The organism is Palleronia marisminoris, from assembly GCF_900172315.1.
Classification (GTDB): Bacteria; Pseudomonadota; Alphaproteobacteria; order Rhodobacterales; family Rhodobacteraceae; genus Palleronia; species Palleronia marisminoris.
This window is the reverse complement of the sequence record NZ_FWFV01000002.1, coordinates 128,283-146,153: the sequence shown is the minus strand read 5'-3', so window position 1 is coordinate 146,153 and position 17,871 is coordinate 128,283. Positions and strand designations below refer to the sequence as shown.

Here is a 17,871-nt window from a genome sequence, read left to right as displayed (position 1 = left end):
TGGAAGTGGTTGGACGGCCCGGCTAGTGTCGGATCCATGACCAAACGCATCCTCTTCGTCTGCCTTGGGAACATCTGCCGGTCGCCCGCCGCCGAGGTGGTGCTTCGCGTCAAGGCGTCCGAGGCGGGGCTGGAACTGGAGATCGACAGCGCCGGGACAGGCGACTGGCATGTGGGCGAGCCGCCGCATCCGCCGATGGTCCGCGCGGCGCGGGCCCGGGGCTACGACATGTCGGCACTGCGCGGGCGGCAGGTCACGGCGGTGGATTTCGCGAGGTTCGACCTGATCGTCGTGGCCGACGAGGCGAACCTGCGGGATGTCGAGGCGCTGCGCCCGTCCGGCGACACGACTCCCGTCCGCCTGTTCGCGCCCTATGCCGGGGGTGCGGAGCGTTCGATTCCCGATCCCTATCACACCGGTGATTTCGACGGCGCGTTGCAACTGGTCGAGCGCGCCGCCGCCGAGCTGGTGGCTCAGCTGCAGTAGCTCTCCGCGGCGTCGCCGAAGGCCCCGTAGCGTTTCCAGAAGACCTCGTGCCCGTGATTGTCGGACTGGCGGATCTCCTGCGCCATGTGAGGATCCTTGAAGAACCTGGCGGCCATTCTCTGGTCGCGGTTGTCGAGGGTGAAGTCGGCGACCTGCTGGATGCAGCTGCACAACTGGCGCTTGTTCGCGCCCCGGTCTGAGGTGTTGCAGGCGGTTTCGATCGCGCCGGCGCCGGCGCATCCGGCGATCGCCGCGCTCGCCACGGCGATTGCGATAAGTGATTTCATTGCTCTGCCTCGTCTTGTCGGGCCGGGTCCGGTCTTTGCCGGGTTCCTCAGGCCGCTGCCATGGCCACTTGGCTAGCATGCGAACCGTTCCGATTCGATTTATGAGGCAAGAGAAATCAGCGCCGTATCTCGAAATCCACAGCCCCCTCCGGGATCCCGTCGCTTGCCTGAACATCGTCGACCCGGGCGGCGAAGGGGCCGTCGCGCAGGCGTTGGATCATTTCGGCCACGGCCGGCTCGGGTCCTTCAAGCAGGATTTCGACCGAACCGTCCTCGCGATTGCGCACCCAGCCGCCGAGCCCGAGCCGCTGCGCCTCGTCCCGAGTCCAGGCCCGATAGCCGACGCCCTGCACGCGGCCGGTCACGTGGACATGTCTCGCGATCGCCATGGCATCCTCCTGTTTCACCTCGAACGCGGGTCGTCAGGCGGCGTTCCGCGCGATCCAGTCGGCGGCGAGGGCAAGATCGGCGCGGAAGTCCTGCTCGGCTGCTGCCTTCGCGGCGGCGTTCGGCACGCGCAACAGGTAGGACGGGTGAAGGGTCAGAAGGACCGGCGTGCCGTCCTCGGTCGCCTCGAAGGTACCGTGGCGCTTCATGATGCCGTCGCCATTGCCGGTCAGGGACAGGGCAGCGGTCGCGCCCATGGCGAGGATGAGCTTCGGCTTGACGAGCGCGCGTTCGGCCTCGAGCCACCACCGGCACGCCTGAACTTCGCCGGCGTCGGGCTTCTGGTGGATGCGCCGCTTGCCGCGGGGCTGGAATTTGAAGTGCTTGACCGCGTTCGTGACGAAGGCGGCGTCGCGGTCGAGGCCGGCCTCCTCGGCCAGCCGATCGAAAAGCTGCCCGGCCGGGCCGACGAAGGGGCGGCCCGAGAGATCCTCCTGGTCGCCCGGCTGCTCGCCAACCACCATGAGCGGTGCGTTCCGGGGACCTTCGCCCACCACGACCTGCGTGGCGCTCTGGTGCAGCGGACAGCGGGTGCACGCCGCGGCGTCGTGGCGCAGCGCATCGAGGCTGCCCGGGGAAGGTGTGTCCGTCGCGGTCATGCTCAAACGCTCCGTGATCTTGCCGGCCCGCCTCGGCGCCAGCGTGGGAGCCGCGAGCTGCATCTGTCTCGCCCTGTCCTCGGCGCTGGCGATCATGTCGGGAATTGCCGCGGCTTCGGGCATGTTCTTCCAGTACTTCTTGGGCATCTCCGCCTGCATGGCCTTCACCTTCAGGCGCGCCGGATTGAAAATGTTCCTGAAATAGGTGGTCCAGAGCTGTTCGGCGGCATCATCGGGCAGGGCCGGTTTCGGCTGACCGGGGGCAAGGGCGATCTGGCCGTCCGTGAAATGCACGGTGCGGTTAGGCGTCGCGATGATCCAGTCCATGTCGCCGAAGCGACGGGCGAAGAAGGGCGCCAGCGGCTCGACGATGTGATGCTGCGGTTCGAACCACGCGGCGAAGCGGCGGCGCGGCCCAGCAGCATCAATCTCCCGGAAACGTAGAAAAGCCTTCATCTTGTGCATGTCGCGGCGGACGGATTTCTCCATCTCGAAGAGCGTCTTCACGCGTACGTCGCCGCGGTCGGTCATCAGGCCAGGCGTGCCCATGAGCCGCCAAAGCAGCGCGTAGAGCCGTGCGAAGCGCTCGGGGTCGACGTGCCAGCAGACGGTTCCGGCCAAGTCGACGAAGGCACGAGGGACGCGCAGGGCGGTGCCGGACGGGGTTGCGGGGGCGGTGGCGAAAAGATCGCTCTCAACCGCGCCATATTGCCATAGCACATCTTCGGGACGGACGCCTTCCGCCAGTAGGCCGCGCGCCGCAACGCGCCAGGCCTTGTCGGTTCCTATTTCGGACAGGGCCACCGTACGCATCAAAAGAGCGTAAGCTGTTCCGGAGCGGGGGCAAATCGCGCGCGCAGATCGGCGCTGTCCGTCAGGGCGCCCGGCTGCCATCCGATGGTGGTGATGAAGGCGCGCGCCTTTTTCAGGCTGGCGCCCATGCGCGCCAGGTCTTCGTAACGCAGGGTCCGGTGTCGTCGGGTGGCGAGGATGCGGTCGACGGTCTTCGTCCCGAATCCGGGCACCCGCAGGAGCATGTCGCGCTCGGCTCGGTTCACGTCGATCGGGAACAGGTGGCGATTCTGCAGTGCCCAAGCCAGCTTGGGATCGATTTCGAGGTCGAGGTTACCGCCTTCGGTCGCGCCGGTGATCTCGTCGAGGTTGAAGCCGTAGAACCGGAGGAGCCAGTCCGCCTGATACAGCCGATGCTCACGCGCGAGCGGCGGCTTCACAAGCGGCAGTTTCGCGGTGGCATCGGGAATGGGCGAGAACGCCGAATAGTAGACGCGTTTGAGCTTGTAGCTGGAATAGAGGCGGGTGGACTGCCCGAGGATGGTGGCGTCGTTCGCTTCGTCCGCGCCCACGATCATTTGGGTCGATTGCCCGGCCGGAGCGAAGCGTGGCGCGCGTCGGCCGGTATGCGTCCGGTCGCTCGCCGCCTCCGTCCGAAGGCGGACGTCAGCCATGGCCTTGCGAATGGTCTCCGGCTTCTTTTCGGGGGCGTAGGTCCGGACGCTGGCATCGGTCGGAAGCTCGACGTTGATCGAGATCCGGTCTGCAAGAAGGCCGGCTTCCTCGATGAGTGCAGGGTCGGCGTCTGGGATGGTCTTGAGATGGATGTAGCCGCGGAAGCGGTGGTCGTGGCGCAGCTTGCGAGCGATCTCGACCATCTCGCCCATGGTGTCATCGGGCGACCGGATGATGCCCGACGACAGGAACAACCCCTCGATATAGTTGCGCCGGTAGAATTCGAGCGTGAGGGTCACGACCTCGTCCACGGTGAAGCGGGCGCGGGTCACGTTTGAACTCACGCGGTTCACGCAATAGGCGCAGTCGTAGATGCAGAAGTTCGTCAGCAGAATCTTCAACAGGCTGATGCAACGTCCGTCCGGCGCGTAGGCATGGCAGATCCCCGAGCCCTCAGTCGAGCCCAGTCCATCGCCCGCGCGGGAATGGCGTCTCGATGTTCCGGAGGACGCACAGGAGGCGTCATATTTGGCTGCATCCGACAGGACCGCCAGCTTTTGCTCGAGTGTGAAACGCGTCATGCGTTCACATTATGTTCTTGAGCTTTCGAGGGCTAGGGGGTGCGACATCACAGCCCCGCGGTGTCGCCGCCCAGGCTTCAGTTTGACGTCACCCACGGGCCGTGATGATCGCGCCCCTCGTCGTCGAGGCGAGCAAAGCCGTGCCACCCGAAAAAGTCTCGCTGGCCCTGGATCATGTCGGCAGTTCCGCGCGATGTGCGGATCGCGTCGAAATAGGTCAACGCAGCGGAGAGTGCAGGCGCGGGGTGGCCATTGCCGAGGGCGGCAACGACGGCTTTGCGAAGCGCCGGCAAGGCGCTCTCCAGCCGGTCGGCGAAAGGCGGCGCGCGGTGGAGAGGTGTTTCGGGGGCGTCCTCCAGTGCGATCGCCATGTCGTCGAGCATCGCCGAGCGAATGATGCAGCCTTCGCGCCAAACTCTTGCGATCTCGGGTAAAGGTAGAGACCAGCCGAACTCGGCGCTCGCTTTCCGCAGCATCTCGAAACCCTGCGCGTAGCACAGAATCTTGCCTGCCACGAGAGCATGCTCCAGCGTCTCCGCGTCGATGTCGACATGCTGGGGCGCAGCGCCGAAACGCTGTTCGCCCGCGGCACGCTCGTCCTTCTGGGCCGAAATGTTGCGGGCCGACACCGCAGCTTCGATGACGTTGACGGGCGCGGCGAGGTGCTGAGCTTCGATGGCAGTCCAACGGCCCGTGCCCTTCTGCCCCGCCGTGTCCTCGATCACCGAAAGCAGTGGCTGACCAGACCGATCGTCGATCGCCGCCGCGACCTTGGCGGAAATCTCGACAAGATAGGATTGCAGCGGGCCGTTGTTCCAACGCTCGAAATGAGCAGCAATCTCGGCATAGCTGAGGCCGGATCCATCGCGCAGGACGCCGTAGATCTCCGCGATCATCTGCATGTCGGCATATTCGATGCCGTTGTGAACGGCCTTCACGAAATGGCCCGCGCCATCGGGACCCATATAGGTCGCGCAGGCAGTGCCTTGGTGGTCTGCCGCGATGGCCTTCAGGATATGTTCTACCCTGTCCCAGGCCTCTGGCGTGCCGCCCCCCATGATCGAGGGACCATGTCGTGCACCTTCTTCGCCACCGGATACGCCGATGCCAAGGAAGCTCTCGCCCTTGGCGGCCGCGGCCTTGGCCCGGCGGATCGTATCGCGGAAGTTCGCATTTCCGGCGTCGATCACCATGTCCTCGGGATTCATGAGGGGGCGGAGACGCTCGATCTGGTCGTCGACGATGTCGCCGGCCGGTACCATCAGGATGATGGCGCGAGGGCTTCTCAGCTTTCCAACCAAATCTTCCAGGCTGAAGGCCGGAGTCACGCGCTCGGCGAGATCTCCGGCCTCTTCCACGAAGGCATGTGTCACATCGTCCGAGCGATTGTAGACGGCAATGTCGAAGCCGCTTTCCGCGATGTTCAGCGCAAGGGCAGAACCCATGGTGCCCAGGCCGATCAGGCCGATATCTGCTCCACTCATACCGTCTCCGCTCATCGGGTTAGCCGCTGGCGGTCAGGTAGCGTATGCTTCCCAGGTGTCGAGCCGCCAGCGGCTGGGTATCGGGTGGATTGGCTGCTCGATCAGGCTGCCCGGGTGGAGCGCTGGTCCTTCGAGTCGATCTGCCTGACCAGATCCGAGAGGGTACGGGACTCGTTGCGCAAGGCCATGGTCGCGGCAGCGGTCTCCTCGAACATGGCGACGTTCTGCTGCGTGGCTTTCTCGAGTTGCCGCATGGAGGAATTGATCCCCGACAACTCGCTGGCCTGTTCCGCGGACGAGGTCGCGATCAGACCGACTTGGCCGGCCAGATCGTCCACCGACGCGACGATGGATTGCAGCGCCGACCCTGCTTCGGATGCCATCCCGACGACCGAACTGACCTTCTGGCTGGACTGCGAGATCAGGGTGTCGATCTTCCGCGCAGCTTCCGTGGAGCGCTGGGCAAGGGCGCGCACTTCGGACGCGACGACGGCAAAGCCTCGTCCTGCCTCGCCGGCTCGGGCGGCCTCGACCCCCGCGTTCAGGGCCAGCAGGTTCGTCTGGAAAGAAATGTCGTCGATCAGGTCGATGATCTTGCTGATTTCTTCGGAGGATTCGGCGATTTCACCGATCGCGTCTACGGTGCGGTCGACGACCGACTGCCCGGTGCGGGCGGTATCGCTCGCGGATTTGACGAGGCTGTCGGCGCGACCTGCGCCTTCGGAGGCCTCGTTGACGGATATGCTCAATCGTTCCAACGCCTTCGCGGTGGTCTCGAGCGTCGAGGCGGTGGACTCGGTGCGTTGCGACAGCGAAGTTGCCGCGGTGGAGATCTCCTCGATGTTGCCGTCCATCGATTCCGTCGTGTCGCCGACGTTTTCGATGAGTTCCGCCAGGGTCGACGCGGCGTCGTTGAAATCTGTGCGCAGGCGCTCATAGGCGGGTGGGAAGGCTTCCTCGATCCGGATGTGGAACTTGCCGCTTGCCAGATCCTGCAGACCCGAGGCCACAGCACGCACCACGCGCGCCTGCTCGTCGGCGTGCTTCACCCGCTCGGCTTCTTCGGACTCGCGGCGCTCCTTTTCGGCGCGCTGCATCTCGAGTTCACGACGTGCCGCCTTGGTCTGCTCGTTCGCCCGTTCTTCTGCCAGACGCCTGTCTTCTTCGACGCGAGCGATACGTTCGGCTTCGCTCTTCTGACGCAGACGTTCCTGGTCCGCTTCGAGAGTCTCTTTTTCCACCAGGCTCAGGCGAAGGCCGTCGACGTTCCGGGCAAGTGCGCCGATCTCGTCGGGTCGGTCGGCAAGGGCGACAGGATCGTGGATGCTGCCCGTGCGGATGTCGTGCACGGTCGACGAGAGCCGCTCGAGAGGATTCGTGATGCTGCGCGCAATCATCCAGCCCGCCGCGCCGAGAAGAAGGAGGAACAGCGCAAGGAATGCCGCGGCCTTCAGGATCGTGTCGCGGATCGCCGCTCCGATGGTGTCCGTCCAAGTGCCGGTACCGACCACCCAGCCCCATTCGGCCACGCTCTTGGCATAGCTGAGCTTCATGGTCGGTTCCGCACCTTCGCTCTTGGGCCATTCGTAGGAAACATAATCTCCACCGGCGCGACCGGCCGCCAGCAATTCACGGCCGAAATAGCTGCCATCCTCGGTCTGCGCGTCATAGAGGCTCGTGCCGATCTTGGACGGATACCCGTGGACGATGAGCACGCCCTTGGTGTCCAGAACGAAGATGTAGTTCGTCTCGTCATAGCTGATGCCGCCGATGGCTGCCTTGGCGCGGGCTTGCGCTTCGGCGACGGACATCTCGCCCGCTGCTGCCAACTGCTGATACTCGTCGGCGATGCCGACGGCCGCCTCGACCAAGCTTGCGACCTGCTCTTTGTAGACCTGCATCGCGTCCCTGCGCATATCGGCGAGGACGCTTAGGAACAGCGCGATCAGCAGGACGGCTGCGAGCGCGATGATCGATTGGAGTTTTCGTGTGACAGTGAACGTCATGCGGAGGGTCCTCGGCGAAATGATTCAGCCGAGTAGGCCACGCAATTCTTAAGGTAACGTCTTCCCGGTTGGTGAAAGCGCGACGACCGTTAGAAGTCGCCACACTTTCTTGAACACTTTGGCGTCACGGCGCAGCATCGATGCCCGAGAATCCGGCCATCTGATCCTCGGCCCAGGCCCTGATGTCGTATTTACGGATCGTGTCACGCATGTCGCGCATGCGATTCTCCTGCTCTTCCTCGCCCATGTTCAGCGCCTGCAGGAGCGCCCTGTCCATGGACTTGTGCGAGAAGGGATTGGCCAGCACGGCCGAGCCCATCTCGATCGCGGCACCGGCGAATTCGGATAGTACCAGCGCCCCGCGCAGGTCGGCGCGGCAGGCGGCGAACTCCTTGGCAACCAGGTTCATCCCGTCGGCAAGCGGCGTGATCCAGCAAACGTCGGCGGCGCGGTAATAGGCCACGAGCTCGTCGAACGGGATCGCGCGGCTCATCAGCGTCACGGGCGTCCAGTCGAAGGTGCCGAACCGGCCGTTGATGCGGCCGACGAATTCTTCGATCTCGGATTGGATGCTCTCGTAGACCGCCATGTTGCGGTTGGCGCTGACCGAGACGTGCATCAGCCTGACCTTGCCGTGAAGGTCCGGATTCTCGGCGAGGATACGCTCGAAGGACATCAGCTGGTCGGCACCGCCCTTCGTGTAATCGGTACGTCCGACCGACAGGATCATCGCGCCGTCGCCCATCTCGGTGCGGATCTGCTGGGCGCGTGCAAGCGTGTCCTCGGTGCCGGCCTTGCCCTCGATGTAGTCCACGTCCACGCCGACAGGCGAGGCAAGCACCTGTACGCGGCGCCCCTCGTTTTCGACCCACTGGGCGACCTTCCGGTCGGACAGTGCCACGTATTCCTTGACGAAATCGGGGTTCACGGGCTCACGCGGTCCGGTCTCGATCGAGAAGAGGCTCTCGGCCACGCCGACGAAGTTCGCCGCGTAGCGGGGAATGTGGAAGCCGACCACGTCGCAGGACAAGAGGCTTTCCATGATCTCGCGCCGCCACGGCAGCACGTTGAACATGTCGGCCGAAGGGAAGGGCGTGTGGTGGAAGAAGCTGATCCTGAGGTCGGGCCGCATCTTGCGCAGGTAGCCGGGCACGAGCCACAGGTTGTAGTCGTGGACCCAGACCACGGCGCCCTCGGCCGCCTCGTTCGCGGCGGCTTCGGCGAAGGCCCAGTTCACCTCGCGGAAGGTCGGCCAGTCGACAGGGTCGTAGTCGTACTTCTCCTTGAAGGAGTGCAGGATCGGCCAGAAGGCCTCTTTCGAGGTGACGTGGTAGAACGACTTGACCTGGGCCTCGGTCAGGGGAAGGCGGCTGACGGAGTAGGTGCCGTAGCTGTCCTCGATCTCGATCACGCGGTCGAAATCGGGTTCGTTCGGCGTCTCCGACAGCTTCCAGGCGACCCAGGCCCCCTTGTCCACGCGCCGGAAGAAGCTTTTCAGCGTCGGCACGATGCCGTTGGGGCTCTTGTTCTCCTTCCTGACGATTTGGCCGTTTTCCTCAACCTCTTCGTAAGGCTGGCGATGGTAGACGATAACCAGATCGGACGACATCGGGACCTCCTCAATCTTGGGTGTCGGACGCGTCGGCGCCGGGCGTCTCGTGCAGATCGAGCGCCTGTACGGCTTCAAGAATGCCTGCCGCACCGACCGCCTTGGCGATGTAGACATGGGGTAGCGGCTGGACCCGTTCCACGAGCGACGCCTCGGAGCCGCCGACGGCGACCGCGGGCAGGCCGCATTCCAGCATGGAGAGGTCGTTCAAGGTGTCGCCCGCGGCGAGCACGGCATTGGGCGGAACCCCGAGATGGCTGACCAGCTTCTTGAGCGACGGCCCCTTCGAAATCCCCTTCGGCAGCACGTCGAAATACTTGCCGTCCGAGGCGATCCAGTCGAACCCCATCTCTTCGACGGCGTCGATCGCCGAGCGATCGAACATGTCGGGGTCCATGTCGTAGCTGACGCGATAGCGGAATTCGGTCGGCTGCAGGGTCAGGCCCGGCTTTCCGTCGAGGGCGCTCCGGACGCGATCGCCGGCATTGTCCCACGCCTCGGCGATGTCGGATTCGAGCGCCGGGATCGGTTCAAGCGCACCGTTGCCGATCTTGGCGATGGTCGTGCCGACGTCGCCGACCACGTATTCCGGCCACGGTACCCCGCCGTCGCAGAGCGCGGCGATGAACTCCGGGTCGCGGCCGGTCACGAAGATCAGGCCGATCGTCTCGCGGTTGGCCTCGATCCAGTCGTAGAGAGTCTTGCGGTCCTCTTCCGAGCCGCCAAGGAAGGTGCCGTCGAGATCGGTGGCCAGGACGAACTTGCAGCTGCCGATGTCGCGGTCGAGGGTCTCGCTCATGCGGGTTCTCCGAATGGGTGCTTGAACTGGAGGGGCATGCCTTTCGGCTCTGCCTCGATGGGGCGGGCCCAGAGATCGCGGAAGGTCTGGGGGATGTCGGCGTCTTCGTGCAGGATCGCGTAGACGGCCTCGCAGATCGGCAGCGTCACGCCGATGCGCCGCGCCAGGTCGATGACCGAGACCGAGTTGACCTCGCCCTCGACCACGACCTTCTGGCCGTCGAAACACTCGCTCCGCTTCAGCCCCTGTCCCAGCTGCATCCCGAGGCTCATGTTCCGCGAGGTGGTGGACGAGCAGGTCAGCGTCAGGTCGCCCGCGCCGGACAGGCCGGTGACGGTCTCGCGACGGCCGCCCAGGTTCTCGGCCAGAGTCTTCATCTCGTCCATGCCGCGGGTGATGAGGGCGGCGCGCGTGTTCTCGGCAAAGCCTGCGCCGGACATCATCCCGCAGGCGATCGCGATGACGTTCTTGACCGCGCCGCCGATCTCGACCCCGACGAGGTCGTCCGAGATGTAGGGGCGGAAGCTCTCCGAGCTCATCGAGATTGCCAGGCGCGCCGCCGGAGCGTTCCGCGGGTCGAGCCGGTCCTGGTAGGAGAAGTCGAAGGCGACGGTAGCAGCCGTGGGATGCGCGAGCACGGTCTCCTTCGCGAAGGTCGGCCCCGAGAGCGCGCCGACCGGATTGTCGCCCAGCTCGGACGCCGCGACCTCTCCGAGGAGGAGACCGGTCTTCGCCTCGATCCCCTTGGCGCAGAGCGCGACCGGCACGCGCGGCGCGAGGTGCGGCTTCATCTGGCGGCAGACGTCGCGCAGCGTCTCGGAGGGGGTGACGATCAGCACCGCCTCTGCGCCCTTAAGCGCCTCGGCCATGTCCGTCGTGGCCTCTATCCCCAGGGGCAGGGCCATCTCGGGCAGGTATTTCGGGTTTTCTGCCCGCTCGTGGATGGCGCGCACCGTCTCGGCGTCGCGACCCCACATGATCACCTCGCGCCCGGCGCGACGGGCGACCGAGGCGAGAGCGGTGCCCCAGCTGCCAGTGCCGATCACGGCGATGCGGCGATATGGTTCGGCCAGGGCGGCGGAAGCGCGTTCAACTGTCTTGCTTACACTCATGGTTCCTAAATTGTCCGTGTTCCGGCCTGCGGCAAGGGCCAAGCTCCGGCTGACGGAGGAGTTTCAGGTTGATATGCTGCGCTGCAAAATCATTGTGACGGTCGACGATCGGAGTCAGCAACCCCCCGCAGTTCGTTTTTACCGCCGCGCAAAGGGTGCCTATACTGGCACGGCGTCCACTTCGACCGCGGCGAACGGCCGGACCAACTTTCCCGCGAATCGGACAGGCAACGTCGGAAGGGAGCCCCTCCAAACGCGAGAAATAAATGGCACGTCGCACCCGACCTACGGCGCTCCGCGATATCATGCCGATGCGCTATCACAGGAAAACGCGTTCGACGAACCAGTAGGCGCCGGTCAGTGCGATCAGGATCGAAGCGGGGTTCGCCACGTTCTGGCGGTAGCTGTCGGCCCCATCCGAGACGAGGGCAGCCGCGGTGAAGCCGAACAGGACCGCCGCCGTCGCGATCAGCGGCATCAGCGCACCGATCGGCAGCATCGTCGACAGGACCGCCAGAAGGGCCGGTGCGGCCACGAAGGAGAGTACCATATAGCCGTAGGCCAGCGGACGATTGCGCTCGCTGGCCCGATCGTGCCGAAGCGCCGCGGCGACGATCAGGAACGCGGCGGCAATCACGGCAAGCTGTCCGATTTCGACCCCGATGTTGAAGCCGATCAGCTTGGCCACGAAGTTCTGCGCGCCGAGCCCGTATTCCGACAGCACGCTGGCGAAACCCAGACCGTGCAGCAGGCCGAAGAGCACGATCACCACCGGCCGCCAGGGCGACAGACCGCGAGCCAGGACGTTCTCGACCCCGACATAGACGATCGAGGCAGCGATCAGCGGCTCGACCACCGCGGCGGGAACTTGCACGATCCCCAGCGCCGCAAGCGCCAGGGTCACCGTATGCGCAAGTGTGAACGCAGTGACCTGCCACAGAAGCGGGCGGAGCTGCGCGGCAAGAAAGAAAAGCCCCAGCACGAACAGGATGTGGTCGAGGCCCAGCGGCACGATATGCTCGAAGCCCACGGGGATATAGCTCAGGAATGCCGCACCGAAACCCTGCGTACTGGCGCCGGTACGGGGGATCGGATCGGTCTCGCCGCCCGAGGTCAGGTAGGCGGTGTAGCCTTCGTTCCCTTGTCCCAGTTGCCGGATCGCCACCGCACCCAGCGAAGGGTCCCACGCGACGGTCACCGGCCCGCCCTCCGGCGGCAATTCGGCCGTGGCGCTGAAGGTCGAGACCCGGGGCAGGGCGGGATTGCCGACCGGCGGCACCGAGACATCCTGAAGCTCCAGTGGAACCGGTTCGCCATCGACGCGCAGTTGCAGCCGCTGCTGCATGTCGGACCAGTTCTCGCGGAACGCAGCGGCCAGTTCCTCGGGGGGCAGGGCGCGCAGCCGGTCGGTTTCGTCCGATCGATCCGAGTTGTTGGTGTCGGACAGCCCGTCCAGGTCCACACCGGCGATCATCGGTTCGAGCGTTGCCTCGACCTCGACCTGGGCGGAGTTCCCCTGAAGCGTCAGGTTCATGACCGATGGCTGCACTTCGTGCGCGACGACGGGCGCTGCCAAGATCGTAAGCAATGCGGCGATCCTTGACAGAAGGGCCCAGCGGCCCACCTTCGCTGCCTGTTTCCCTGGTGTGGTTGTCATCGATGAGACTCCTGTCTGCCGCGACGGCGGTTCTGAGCATGCTGACCCTGTCGGCGAACGCCCACGAATTCTGGCTCGAGGTTCAGGACTACACGATTGTGCCCGAAGGCCAACTCTCGGCTGCCCTGATGGTGGGAGAGGATTTCGGGGGATCCTCCTACGCCTATATCCCCGCGAACTTCCGGCGCTTCGACCTGGCCATCGGGGACGAAGAGCCGCGCCCGGCTGCGGGGCGCATCGGGGACCGACCGGCGTTGCAGACCGAGATCGACACGACGGGTCTTCTCAAGATCATCCACGTCACCCGGGACTATCAGCTGACCTGGGACAGCTGGGGCGAGTTCGCCGGTTTCGTCGCGCACAAGGCGGGCGAGGGGGTGCTCGAGACCCATTCCGAACAGGGCTACCCGCAGGAGGACGTGCGCGAGGTTTACTCGCGCTACGGCAAGTCGCTCGTCGCGGTCGGCGAGGGGCGCGGAGAGGACCGCGCCTTCGGCCTGCCAACAGAGATCGTCGCGCGCGAGAACCCCTATACCGGCGACCTGTCCGACGGGCTCGATGTCCAGCTCTATTACGGCGCGGCGCCTCGCGCCGACGCGCAGGTCGAGGTCTTCTCGAAGACCGGGCCAGACGATGTCCGCATTGAAACGGTGCGCACCGATGCCGACGGACGCGCCACCGTGCCGGTCGAGGCTGGGCGCACCTACCTTCTCAACGCGGTCGTGTTCCGGCAACCCGCGGACACGCTCGACCCCGAGTTCGACCCCATGTGGGAGACGCTCTGGGCCAGCCTGACCTTCGCCGTCCCGGCCGCCGATTAACTCTCGCGCGTCGTCTGCACCCGCTCGGCCCGCTTTCGCACCAGAACGCTGCGCAGATCGTGCATCGACAGCAGCAGGTCGTCCGTCACGGCATCGATCTCGTGATCCTCTGCCTTCGACTGGATCCAGTGTGCGACCTGGTTCAGATGGTCGACGGTGCGGCGGATGTCGTCCACCATTCGCTCGGCCAACACGCGCCGCCGCTCGGCCATCCAGCCGTCGATGGCGTCGATGTCATCGGCGCTCAACGTCCGGTCGCCATGCGGCTTCACCTCGCCGTTGCGGATGTTGACCACCGCGATCTGCTCCATGTCGATCCGGCGCGTCCGTGTTTCCTGCTCGATGCGGAACACGATCGCCCCGTTCTCGCGGGTACGGAAGTAGTAGCGGGGCAGCTCTGCGGCCATGGAGCCTCTCGATCCGGGAAGTATGTCGCGTTTCTGCAGGCCGGCGTCGGGATCAGTGGCCACGCCGACACGGACGTCTTAAGATCGGCCTCGGCACCGCACAAGGGAGACGGCGATATGAGCGACGCGACCGAACACGACTGGTACTCCGACGAGACAGCGACCTTCGGCGACCGGCTGGCCGATGCACGTCAGGCTGTCGGCCTGACCCAGAAGGAATTCTCTCGCCGCCTCGGGGTCCGCTTGCAGACCCTAGAGTCGTGGGAAAACGACATCTCCGAGCCGCGCGCCAACCGGCTTCAGATGATTTCGGGCCTGCTCAACGTCTCGCTGGTGTGGCTCCTGACCGGCGAAGGCGAGGGGCTGAGCGCCCCCGTGGACGAGGTGCCGGCCGAGGTGACGCAGATCCTGACCGAGATGCGCCAACTGCAAAGCGAGCTCGTCCGCACGTCCGAGAAGCTCGGTCGGCTGGAAAAGCGTCTGCGGGCGTTGAAGCCATGAGCGTGGACGACACCACCCTGCGCCGCCTGAAGATGCGGTCCATGCGGCGCGGCATGCGCGAAATGGACCTGATCCTTTCGGCTTGGGCCGAGACGCGCCTCGCGACGCTGTCTCCCGAAGAGGTCGCGACCTACGAGGCGTTCCTGAACGAGAACGACCAGGACCTCTATCGGTGGATCAGCGGGCAGGAACCGGCGCCGCCTGTCTATGCGGGATTGGTCACCGACATCGCCGCTGTGACCAAGGAACGTGCTGAATCGGCAAAAAGTGACATCATTTGACGAATTGTTAGTCATTGCCGCCGCATGGTCGATCCAATCGATACGGCGGAGAATGCGATGAACATTCATAACGATACACTGACCATCACGGCGGCCGACCGCGGGTTCGCCGCGGAGTATCTCGACAGCCTGTCGCTGGTCGAGCGGCTGCACCGGCTTCTGCTCGACGTCCTGAAGGACGAGTTCGAGCGCGTCGGCGTGCTCGAGATCAACCCGGTCCAGGCCCTGTTGCTGTTCAACGTGGGCGACAACGAGGTGACGGCGGGCGAACTCAAGTCCCGCGGCTACTACCAGGGTTCGAATGTCAGCTACAACCTGAAGAAGCTGGTCGAGATGGGCTACATGCACCACAAGCGCTGCGAGATCGACCGCCGTGCCGTGCGGGTCAGCCTGACCCCAAAGGGCCACGACGTCCACAAGATCGTCGCGCGCCTGTTCTCTCGTCATGCGCAGGGCCTGCAGGGCAAGGACGTGCTCAGCTTCGACCAGATCACCCAGATCAACGGCACCCTGAAGCGCGTCGAGCGCTACTGGTCCGACCAGATCCGCTACATCTACTGACGATCAGGCCCGCGCTCTTCCTGGCGCGGGCCGTCCGGCACGCGGGTCCTTACCAGTGCCCGGTGTTCTCCATGCTGGCCCAAGGCTCCTGCGGCTCTTTCGCGTCGCCCCGCTGCAGCAGCTCGATCGAGATATTGTCGGGCGAGCGGACGAAGGCCATATGTCCGTCGCGCGGGGGCCGGTTGATCGTCACGCCCGCGTCCCGAAGCTTGGCGCACATGTCGTAGATGTCGTCCACGCGGTAAGCGAGATGGCCAAAGTGACGCGAGTCGTCGGGAAGCTTGTCGTCGCCGTCCCAGTTGTAGGTGATCTCGACATCGGCGCGACCGTCGTCCTGGTCGGGCGGGCACATGAAGACCAGCGTGAAGCGGCCGCCCTCGCTTTCCTTGCGCTGCCGCTCTTTCAGACCCAGCATCTCGAAGAAAGCCATCGTCTTCTCCAGGTCCTTCGCGCGCACCATCGTGTGCAGGTATTCGATGCCCATCGGCTCCCCCTTTCGTGGTTTCCGCTGCATCTAGCGTCGGGCATAAGTCCGTAAAGTCGCACGCCGTAGGAGAACCCGATGCCCATCACCCCCGAACAGCAGGCCGAAATCGACGCGCAGCGCGCCGAGACCACGCCCACCCGCCGCGCCACCGCCCCCGGCATCGAGGCGCATCTCTACGAGGCCAAGCCCGTGCTGGACCACGGCATCGTGCGGGCGATCGACTACATGGGCGACGACGCAGCCATCGTGCAGGCCGCCCGCGTCAGCTACGGGCGGGGCACCAGGACGGTCAGCAATGACGAGGGGCTGATCCGCTACCTCATGCGACACTGGCACTCGACCCCCTTCGAGATGTGCGAGATCAAGCTGCATGTGAAGCTGCCGGTCTTCGTCGCCCGCCAGTGGATCCGGCACCGCACCGCCAACGTGAACGAATATTCCGCCCGCTACTCGGTGCTGGACCGCGAGTTCTACATTCCCGCGCCCGAGCACCTTGCCGCGCAATCGAGGCAGAACAACCAGGGCCGGGGCACGGTGCTCGAGGGCGAAGAGGCGCAGCGCGTGCTCGACATGCTGCGCGAGGACAGCAACCGCGCCTACGACCATTACGAGGACATGCTGCGCACCGACGGCCAGCAGGGCCTCGCGCGCGAGCTTGCCCGGATGAACCTGCCGGCGAACGTCTATACCCAGTGGTACTGGAAGACGGACCTTCACAACCTCTTCCACTTCCTCCGCCTGCGCGCCGACCCCCACGCCCAATACGAGATCCGCGTCTATGCCGACGCCATCGCCGCCATCGTCCGCGACTGGGTCCCCTTGGCCTATGGCGCCTTCGAGGACTACCGCATGGGCGGCGCCCACCTGTCCCGCGGCGCGGTGGAGGTCGTCCGCCGGATGCTGGCAGGCGAGGAGGTCACGCAGGAGACCAGCGGGTTGAGCAAGCGGGAGTGGGCTGAGGCTATGGGGGTGATCGGGTGAACCTGTCCGAGCAGGCGATAGAGTTCCTTGTGGGATATATCACCGGGAACAGCGGCCTGTCGCCGTACAGGTCGGGTCCGCAGCTCGTGGATTTTTTCAACCGATTTGGCGCGGATGATTTGTATGGGAACGGTTTCCCGTCCCGACATGTGTATGCGCGGGAAAGATTGGCGAACTATAATTCCACTCCCAAGATTAAAAATATAATCGAGGCCGCATTTGACTGGAGCGCAGATTCAGATAGAGAAATTGAGGATCATGCTTTCCAGTTCAGCCGGCTGCTCGCGCCAAGCGGCTTTAAACTGCGCAAAGACTATCAGGAAGGCTTCATACACAACGGCATGTACGTGGAAGGCCCAGTTTACTTCGAAGTTGTTCCCACAGAAGGGCGGATTCTGACGCCGCCAGGTTACCTTCTCAGGAACGACAATTTGCGGGCACATGTATCCAAGGCGAACTCGCGCATCGACCAGTCCGACTACGCGGGCGCTATTTCTATTTGCTATACCCTGATTGAATCCTTCCTGAAGCTGTCTTTGGATGAGCTATCCGAAGAGTACCGCGAAGGTGAGGGAGATATCAAAAAGCTATATAAGCAATATTCGAGCGCGGCAGGGTTGGCGGTGTCGGAGCAAACCGACACGGTGCTTAAGCCTTTGCTCAGCGGTCTCACATCTCTCGTCGGAGGCTTCTACGAAGTTTCCAACAAAGCGAGCGACAGGCACGCTGCCAAGTACAGCCCCAATCTTCATCACGCGAAGCTTGTGGTCAGTCTCACATTTGCGTTCTGCGAGTTTCTGATTGAATCAAGTCGTTATAGACGAAAGATCGCGGTGCACTAGCGTGTGCTGCAGACCCGCCTCACCCCGGCCACGTACCCTTCAATACCCAGCCCCGCGATCACCCCATCCGCCCTCAACGACACGTAGGAGTGGTGCCGAAACGACTCCCGCTTGTGGACGTTCGAGATGTGGATCTCGATCACCGGCCCCTCGTAGGCGTTCAGCGCGTCGAGGATCGCGACGGAGGTGTGGGTGAACGCTCCGGGGTTGATGACGATGCCGGCGGCGTGGTCGCGGGCCTCGTGGATCCAGTCGATCAGCTGCCCCTCCCAGTTGGACTGGAGGGCGCGCAGGTCCCAGCCCTCGGGGAGGGCGGCGCGGCAGAGGCGCTCGACATCCTCGAGCGTTTCGGACCCGTAGATCTCGGGCTGGCGCTTGCCCAGAAGGTTCAGGTTCGGCCCGTTGAGAAGGTAGATCGTCGGCATGTGCCCCTCCGCTTGGTGTGCGCCATGGTTA

At 64.6% G+C, this 17,871-nt stretch carries 20 protein-coding genes; 7 read left to right on the top strand and 13 right to left on the bottom strand.

The genetic code is table 11. The features are described from left to right. The first annotated feature begins 36 nt into the window (after nucleotides 1-36). Nucleotides 37-486, top strand: coding sequence for a low molecular weight protein-tyrosine-phosphatase (locus PAM7066_RS04350; RefSeq protein ID WP_085853281.1), 450 nt, complete (start codon nucleotides 37-39; stop codon nucleotides 484-486). Here the strand turns inward: PAM7066_RS04350 and PAM7066_RS04345 are convergent. From PAM7066_RS04345 to PAM7066_RS04300, 10 genes are all read right to left on the bottom strand, one after another. Then, complete coding sequence (locus PAM7066_RS04345) at nucleotides 474-773, bottom strand: hypothetical protein (RefSeq protein ID WP_085852923.1); 300 nt, start codon at nucleotides 771-773, stop codon at nucleotides 474-476. The genes PAM7066_RS04350 and PAM7066_RS04345 overlap by 13 nt on opposite strands. 116 nt (nucleotides 774-889) lie before the next feature. Next, the gene (locus tag PAM7066_RS04340; RefSeq protein ID WP_085852922.1) at nucleotides 890-1,162 is read right to left on the bottom strand and encodes an acylphosphatase; all 273 of its coding nucleotides are present in this window, start codon (nucleotides 1,160-1,162) and stop codon (nucleotides 890-892) included. Nucleotides 1,163-1,195: 33 nt separating this feature from the next. After that, nucleotides 1,196-2,632, bottom strand: a complete 1,437-nt coding sequence (locus tag PAM7066_RS04335) for a UdgX family uracil-DNA binding protein (RefSeq protein WP_085852921.1) — start codon at nucleotides 2,630-2,632, stop codon at nucleotides 1,196-1,198. Next, entirely contained in the window at nucleotides 2,632-3,867 is a 1,236-nt protein-coding gene (locus tag PAM7066_RS04330) for a putative DNA modification/repair radical SAM protein (RefSeq protein WP_085852920.1), read from the bottom strand. The genes PAM7066_RS04335 and PAM7066_RS04330 overlap by 1 nt, the downstream gene beginning before the upstream one ends. 77 nt (nucleotides 3,868-3,944) lie before the next feature. After that, on the bottom strand, nucleotides 3,945-5,351 hold the full coding sequence (gene gnd / locus PAM7066_RS04325) for an NADP-dependent phosphogluconate dehydrogenase (protein ID WP_085852919.1): 1,407 nt from the start codon (nucleotides 5,349-5,351) through the stop codon (nucleotides 3,945-3,947). 101 nt (nucleotides 5,352-5,452) lie between these two features. Further along, the gene (locus PAM7066_RS04320) at nucleotides 5,453-7,357 is read right to left on the bottom strand and encodes a methyl-accepting chemotaxis protein (RefSeq protein WP_085852918.1); all 1,905 of its coding nucleotides are present in this window, start codon (nucleotides 7,355-7,357) and stop codon (nucleotides 5,453-5,455) included. A gap of 124 nt (nucleotides 7,358-7,481) precedes the next feature. Beyond that, entirely contained in the window at nucleotides 7,482-8,966 is a 1,485-nt protein-coding gene (gene ggpS / locus PAM7066_RS04315) for a glucosylglycerol-phosphate synthase (protein WP_085852917.1), read from the bottom strand. Nucleotides 8,967-8,976: 10 nt separating this feature from the next. Further along, a complete protein-coding gene (locus tag PAM7066_RS04310) occupies nucleotides 8,977-9,765 on the bottom strand; it encodes an HAD-IIB family hydrolase (RefSeq protein WP_085852916.1) in 789 nt (262 codons plus the stop codon). Then, nucleotides 9,762-10,877 carry an NAD(P)H-dependent glycerol-3-phosphate dehydrogenase gene (locus PAM7066_RS04305; protein ID WP_085852915.1) on the bottom strand — a complete coding sequence of 372 codons (1,116 nt, stop codon included), beginning with the start codon at nucleotides 10,875-10,877 and terminating at the stop codon, nucleotides 9,762-9,764. Before PAM7066_RS04305 ends, PAM7066_RS04310 begins: the two co-directional genes overlap by 4 nt. A gap of 319 nt (nucleotides 10,878-11,196) precedes the next feature. Continuing rightward, on the bottom strand, nucleotides 11,197-12,465 hold the full coding sequence (locus PAM7066_RS04300; RefSeq protein WP_246799779.1) for a HupE/UreJ family protein: 1,269 nt from the start codon (nucleotides 12,463-12,465) through the stop codon (nucleotides 11,197-11,199). Between the two features lie 71 nt (nucleotides 12,466-12,536). Here PAM7066_RS04300 and PAM7066_RS04295 point away from each other — a divergent pair, with 71 nt between their 5' ends. Further along, nucleotides 12,537-13,355 (top strand): DUF4198 domain-containing protein, encoded by an 819-nt coding sequence (locus PAM7066_RS04295; protein ID WP_175484573.1) that lies wholly within the window; start codon nucleotides 12,537-12,539, stop codon nucleotides 13,353-13,355. Here PAM7066_RS04295 and PAM7066_RS04290 read toward each other — a convergent pair. Further along, complete coding sequence (locus PAM7066_RS04290) at nucleotides 13,352-13,762, bottom strand: hypothetical protein (protein WP_085852913.1); 411 nt, start codon at nucleotides 13,760-13,762, stop codon at nucleotides 13,352-13,354. The genes PAM7066_RS04295 and PAM7066_RS04290 overlap by 4 nt on opposite strands. 117 nt (nucleotides 13,763-13,879) lie before the next feature. Here PAM7066_RS04290 and PAM7066_RS04285 point away from each other — a divergent pair, with 117 nt between their 5' ends. From PAM7066_RS04285 to PAM7066_RS04275, 3 genes are read left to right on the top strand one after another with little or no spacing between them, the layout of a single operon-like run. Continuing rightward, complete coding sequence (locus PAM7066_RS04285) at nucleotides 13,880-14,263, top strand: helix-turn-helix domain-containing protein (protein ID WP_085852912.1); 384 nt, start codon at nucleotides 13,880-13,882, stop codon at nucleotides 14,261-14,263. After that, complete coding sequence (locus PAM7066_RS04280; RefSeq protein WP_085852911.1) at nucleotides 14,260-14,544, top strand: succinate dehydrogenase assembly factor 2; 285 nt, start codon at nucleotides 14,260-14,262, stop codon at nucleotides 14,542-14,544. The genes PAM7066_RS04285 and PAM7066_RS04280 overlap by 4 nt, the downstream gene beginning before the upstream one ends. A gap of 57 nt (nucleotides 14,545-14,601) precedes the next feature. Further along, nucleotides 14,602-15,105 (top strand): MarR family winged helix-turn-helix transcriptional regulator, encoded by a 504-nt coding sequence (locus PAM7066_RS04275; protein WP_085853279.1) that lies wholly within the window; start codon nucleotides 14,602-14,604, stop codon nucleotides 15,103-15,105. A 49-nt stretch (nucleotides 15,106-15,154) separates the two neighbouring features. On the opposite strand, the gene PAM7066_RS04270 is transcribed toward PAM7066_RS04275, so the two are convergent. After that, on the bottom strand, nucleotides 15,155-15,589 hold the full coding sequence (locus PAM7066_RS04270) for a VOC family protein (RefSeq protein ID WP_085852910.1): 435 nt from the start codon (nucleotides 15,587-15,589) through the stop codon (nucleotides 15,155-15,157). 78 nt (nucleotides 15,590-15,667) lie between these two features. On the opposite strand from PAM7066_RS04270, the gene thyX reads away from it, so the two are divergent. Together thyX and PAM7066_RS04260 are read left to right on the top strand one after the other, a co-directional pair. Beyond that, nucleotides 15,668-16,573, top strand: coding sequence for an FAD-dependent thymidylate synthase (gene thyX / locus PAM7066_RS04265; RefSeq protein WP_085852909.1), 906 nt, complete (start codon nucleotides 15,668-15,670; stop codon nucleotides 16,571-16,573). Next, the gene (locus PAM7066_RS04260) at nucleotides 16,570-17,415 is read left to right on the top strand and encodes an abortive infection family protein (protein ID WP_085852908.1); all 846 of its coding nucleotides are present in this window, start codon (nucleotides 16,570-16,572) and stop codon (nucleotides 17,413-17,415) included. Before thyX ends, PAM7066_RS04260 begins: the two co-directional genes overlap by 4 nt. Here the strand turns inward: PAM7066_RS04260 and aroQ are convergent. Then, a complete protein-coding gene (aroQ, locus tag PAM7066_RS04255; protein WP_085852907.1) occupies nucleotides 17,412-17,840 on the bottom strand; it encodes a type II 3-dehydroquinate dehydratase in 429 nt (142 codons plus the stop codon). The genes PAM7066_RS04260 and aroQ overlap by 4 nt on opposite strands. Nucleotides 17,841-17,871 lie beyond the last annotated feature (31 nt).